Origin of the sequence: Paucibacter sp. XJ19-41 (genome assembly GCF_028462495.1) — a bacterium.
Taxonomy (GTDB): Bacteria; Pseudomonadota; Gammaproteobacteria; order Burkholderiales; family Burkholderiaceae_C; genus Roseateles_E.
In genome coordinates, this window is sequence record NZ_JAQOWX010000107.1 from 1 (window position 1) to 4,518 (window position 4,518).

General features: G+C 73.7%; 1 protein-coding gene. It reads right to left on the reverse strand.

Annotated features, from left to right (window positions below; translation table 11 throughout):
• Positions 1 to 4,518, reverse strand: a 4,518-nt coding sequence (locus PO768_RS22235; protein WP_272647797.1) for a hypothetical protein, incomplete at both ends; no start/stop codon positions are given.

Sequence of the window (4,518 nt, forward strand, 5' to 3'; positions counted from 1 at the left end):
TCGGGCCGCGCCGGCAGCGCGCGCAGATGGGCGGCCAGCCAGCCGTCGACCTTGGCGCTGCCGAGCAGCTCGCGCAGCGCCTCGATCTGGGCCGCAGGCGCCAGCCGCTCGAAGTCGGGCTTGGCACCGCCCAGCAGGCCATAGGTCTGGCCCAGCTTGCCCTGCAGGCCCGACACGCTCAGCACATGGAAGCCCTGGCGCACCGCCTGGGCATAGTCCTCGCCGCTGTCGGCCAGGCCGGCCACCACGGTGATGCCGGCGCCCTGCTCGGGCAGCAGCACGCTATTGGACAGATTGCCGCGCGCCACCAGGCCCTGGCCGGGGCCCAGGTCCACATCGCGGCCGGCCAGCACGAGCAGCTGGCCGGGGCCGGCCAGATCGACGCCGGAGGTGGCGCCACCGAAGCGGATGTCGCGGCCGGCGCGCAGCAGGGTCTGCTCCTGCGGCCGACCCTCGCCGGGGCTCTGGTGCTGCACCGTCAGGCCGCCATCCACACGCAGATCGCGACCGGCGCGCAGCTCCAGCGGGCGCGCCGAATGCATCGCCGTGCTGATCAGCAAATCGCCGCGCTGGGCCACGAACTGGGCCGGTTCGCGCGGGCTCTGGTCCGGCCGCAGCTGGCCGTCGGCGTCGATCACGGCCAGGCGCTGGGCGTCCATAAAGGCCGCATCGGGTCGCAAGCCGAAGGCCAGCGGCGCATTGCCCAGCGCCAGCAGATCGATATTGGACAGGGTCAGCGATTCGCCGGCGCCCAGCCAGGTGCGGGCCGCGGCCGGATCGGCGCTGTCGCTCCATTGCCGGATATTGTTGGCCTGAATCGAGCCCTGCGGCGCCAGCAGGCGCAGATCGATGGGCAGCACCGCGCTCATCCGGTCTCCATCAATCGCCTCGGCCGAGCCGCGCAAAGACTGCTCGGCGCCCGCATAGGCGATGCTGCCGGCCGCGCTCTGCAGCAGCAGGCTGGCGCGCGCATCGAGGCCGGGCAGCGAGAGCTTTTTCCCCAAGGTGTTGGCCTCGGCCGTAAGGGCATGAGCCAGATTGCGCACACTGGCGATCTGCAGATCCTGGCCGGCCTGGACCCGCACGGCCGCGTCCTGGAAAACCAGCTGCAGGCCGGGATCGAAATTGACATTGGCCTCGGCCTCGTTGCGGATCGCGCCGCCGGCGCGCACATCGAGCCGGCCTTTGGTCGCCATCAGCTGGCCGCTGACCAGATCGCGCCCGGCGCTGGCGCGCAGCGCGCCACCGCCGAACACGGCGAGTCCGCTGCCGCCATCAGCGCCGCCAGCGGCCGCAGCGTCTGCCATGGCAGGCGTCATCACCAGGCCGCTGCTGGCCGCCGCCGCATGCAGCTGATGCAGATCCCGGCCGGCCTGCACCCAGATATCACCGCCGCCGAAGCTGGCAATGCCCTGGGCGAAGCGGTCGACCCGGCTGAACCAGGCGATGGGCACCTCGCTGGCCGAGGCGCGCCACAGCCAGTCGCTGACCGAACGCTGGTCCGTGTTGTTGGCCACGCCCACCACATCGCGACCGGCCTTCAGCGTGATGCGGCCACCGCCGCTGCTGAAGGGGCTCATGCCGCTGCCATCCAGATCGTTGGCCAGCGCGTCCAGCGCCGGCGCGTGGATGGTGGTCGGCACCGGGTCGGGGCCGCCGGGTTCTTCCGGCTCCGGGTCGGGATCCGGCGTGGGTGGCGGCGTCGGCGTGGGGGGCGGCGTGGGTGTCGGCGGCGTTGGCGGTTTCTCGCCGGGTTTCGTCGGCGCGCCGGGCGGCGGTGTCGTGCCGGTCGTGTCGTCGCCATTGCCGGGCGAGGGCTGGTCGGCGGCCGCCCGCAGCAGCAGGCTTGTGCGCCGCGAGACCGGCTGGCCCATGGCCTCGACCGAGCCGTCACCTTCATCGATGGGCGGCTCGGCGTCGGCCACCACACCCACCGGCGTGCCGGTCGTGTAGAGCTTGGCGCTGCCATTGAGCAGACGAATGTCGCGACCGGCCATCAGCTCCAGGCTGCCGACGGTGCTGCGCAACGCAACCTCGGGGGCGACCGACTGGCCGGGCCGGCGGTCGGCCCCGATCAGCACCGAGCCCTTGTCCTCGGCCAGGCGCTCCAGGCCCAGCACCGCGCGCAGGTCGGCACTGGCCAGATCGGCGCCGGCCACCAGCCGGATATCGCCGGCCAGTGTGGACGTGCCGATCAGCTGGCTCTCGTCATTCGGCGAGGGCCTGAAGCCGGTGGCAAGGCCGCTCTTGAGCAGCAGATTGCCGGCGGCGCGCAGGGTCAGCGCCGCCTCGGCCGCATACGGCGCCCGCTCGGCCTGCGCCTTCGTCAACACCGGCATCTGCCAGCTCTTGCTGACCGTCAGATCGCCGTCGGCGCGCACCTCGACACCGGCACGCACGCGCAGCAGGTCCTGCAGAGCGGCATGGCCACCTGACAGCCGGGCCGTGATGGCCTCGGCCGTCTGCTGGCGCTCGCCCATGAACTCGGCGTTATCGGCCAGCACACGCGCCAGGCCCAGCGGCTTGCCGGCAGGCGTGGGCGTAGGCGTGGGCGTGGGTGTGGGTGTGGGTGTTGGTGTAGGCCCAGGCGTCGGCGTCGTGCCAGTGGACGGCGCGGGCGGCGGTGTGGTGCCGGTCGTGTCGCCATTGCCGGGCGAAGGCTTGACGGCAAGGGCCTGAGCCAGCGCGGCAGCCTTGGCCATCGTCGCGACCAGCAAGGTCGGTGGCGCGGGCGGCGGCGTGACCGGCGTGGTTTCGCCATTGCCGGGCGAAGGATTGGTGGGCGTGGGCGTGGGCGTGGGCGTTGGTACAGGTGTAGGCCCGGTCGGTGGTGCAGGCGGCGGTGTGCCTGGCGTGGTCTCGCCATTGCCCGGCGACGGAGTGACAGGCGTCGGTGTGGGCGGCGTCGGTGTGGGCGGCGTCGGTGTAGGCGGCGTCGGCGTAGGCGGCGTCGGTGTGGGCGGCGTCGGTGTGGGCGGCGTCGGCGTAGGCGGCGTCGGTGTAGGCGGCGTCGGCGTGGGCGGCGTCGGTGTGGGCGGCGTAGGCGTAGGCGGCGTCGGCGTAGGCGGCGTCGGTGTGGGCGGCGTCGGCGTAGGCGGCGTCGGCCCAGTTGGTGGCGTCGGCGGAGGATTGGTTGGCGTCGTCTCACCGTTACCGGGCGACGGATTGGTTGGCGTCGGCGTGGGCGGCGTCGGTGTAGGCGGCGTCGGTGTGGGCGGCGTCGGCGTGGGCGGCGTCGGCGTGGGCGGCGTCGGTGTGGGTGGCGTCGGTGTGGGCGGCGTCGGCGTAGGCGGCGTCGGTGTGGGTGGCGTCGGCGTAGGTGGCGTCGGCGTCGGCGTCAAACCATCGACCAGCTCATTCACCCCCGTGTAGACCTTGACCGCCTCGACATCGAGGCGGGCCACGCCGCGCAGGCTGGCGTCGATGGCGGCGATGCGCACGTCCTGGCCTTCGCGCGCGGCGCGCAGCTGCACCAGGCCGGCGGCCGGGGCGGCGTCGGGGCCGGACAGATCGATCAGGCTGCCGGCCTGCAAGGTCAGGGTTCCTTGTTCGCTATTGAGCCAGACCTTGCCCGCGCCGTCGGCCTGCTGGCTGCGCGCCAGCAGCTGGGCGCCATCGGCCAGCACCAGATCGCCGCGCGCGTTCAGGCGGATTTCGCCGCCCTGGGCGGCCGAGGCATCGAGCCGGCCGGCCACGTTGAGGCTGCCGGCATCACTGCTCAGGGTCAGCGCGGCGGCGCGCAAGCTCGTGCCCGCTGCCAGCTGCTGGTCGCCCTGGCGGTTGCGGACCTCGATGCTTTGCGTGAAGGCCTGCGGGCCGGCCTGTGCGATCAGACCGGCCACGCCGGCCAGGTCCAGCGCGTCGCGGCTGTCCAGCTGCAGGCTGGCGCCGCGCTCGGCGCTGGCCGCTGCGGCCAGCAGGCGACCCTGCAGCCGCAGCGCACCCTCGGCAGCGACCAGGCTGAGGCTGCCGGCATCGCCGTCGCCGGCGGCCGAGACATCGAGCTGGCCGCCGGCCAGCAGGCGCAGATCGCCACGCTCGCTGATGGCGCTGAGGCGGCCCGCCGCGATATCGGCGCGCAGCGTGTCGCCGATCTTGTCGCTGCGGCCGGCCACGCTGACGCGGGCCCGGCTGCCGAACACCAGGTCGGCAGCGGCGCCGGTAGCGCGCAGCGCCAGCTGGGCGGCCGGCAGGTCCAGCGTGGTGTCGATGGCCAGGCGCTGCGCGCTCAGCGATACGCGCGCCGCCGCCACGGCATCGGCCGCACCGGTCGCCGCTGGCTGTGCCGCCGTGGTTTGCAGGCTCAGCGCGCCGCCGATGCGCCAGTCCAGCTCGGTGCTGCCGGCCGGGCCATCGCCCTCGGGCCGCGCGGCCTTCAGCACCGGCGTGAAGACTTGCAGATCGGCGCCGTCCAGACTCAGCTGGCTGCGGCCGCTGAACAGCAGCGCCCGCTCGGCGCGCAGCTCGGCGCCGCCGAGCGGCCAGCGCGGGCGGCCGTCCACCATATGGGTATCGCCC